Origin of the sequence: Acinetobacter sp. UBA2063, assembly GCF_002333245.1 — a bacterium.
Classification (GTDB): domain Bacteria; phylum Pseudomonadota; class Gammaproteobacteria; order Pseudomonadales; family Moraxellaceae; genus Acinetobacter; species Acinetobacter parvus.
The window spans coordinates 1-699 of the sequence record NZ_DDAH01000088.1 but is presented as its reverse complement, the minus strand read 5'-3'; the positions used below and the strand labels follow the sequence as shown (position 1 = coordinate 699).

Annotated in this window: 1 protein-coding gene; it reads right to left on the bottom strand. The window is 40.8% G+C overall.

What is annotated here, in order from left to right; translation table 11 throughout:
* A partial coding sequence (locus tag B4H32_RS03740) for a type I restriction endonuclease (RefSeq protein WP_286800046.1) occupies window positions 1-580 on the bottom strand: 580 nt, incomplete at its 3' end.
* Between the last annotated feature and the right edge of the window lie 119 nt (window positions 581-699).

The window sequence follows — 699 nt, the reverse complement described above, 5'->3', positions numbered from 1 at the left end:
CAAACTCAATCCCAGTCGTACCATTTGAGTAATAGCGAGTATTTGCACCATTACTAATGACAAAAAGCTGAATAAAACCAAATAGCCCTTGCCCTGCCCAATATGCTTCACGAATATAGCGTTGGGTTTGATTAAAGGCTTCGGCAATTTCCATGCCTCGTTTTTTCAATTCAATTTGAACTAAAGGCAAACCATTGACCAGTAAAGTCACATCAAAACGGCTGGTTCTGCCATTATAGTCGCGGTGGTCGATGGTGATTTGATTGGTCACCTGATAGATGTTCTTGCTTGGGTCATCCGAGAGAAAAAAGATGTGTTTGCTGCTGCCGTCATCAAATTTAACAGGAAACTGGTCACGTAAATTTTTAGCCCGTTCAAATACCGTACCTGTATTTAGAAAGCTAATGACCTGCTTCCATTCAGTTTCTGACAGTGGCGCAAGTCCATTGGCACGTTCAATTTGTGTTTTCAGGTTAGACAGTAGTTGGCGTTCATCCTTGATGGTCACCGCAGCATATCCCAATTGCTTGAGCTGGCTAATCAGTTTATTTTCAAGTTGGTATTCGCTTTGTACTGTCATTTAAAACTCAATTTATCCATGATTAATCGCCCTAATTTTAACCTGCTAAATCTAAACCCCTCTAAATCTCCCCTTATTAAGGGGAGACTTACCACGAATCTTATAAGTCATGGGATTCG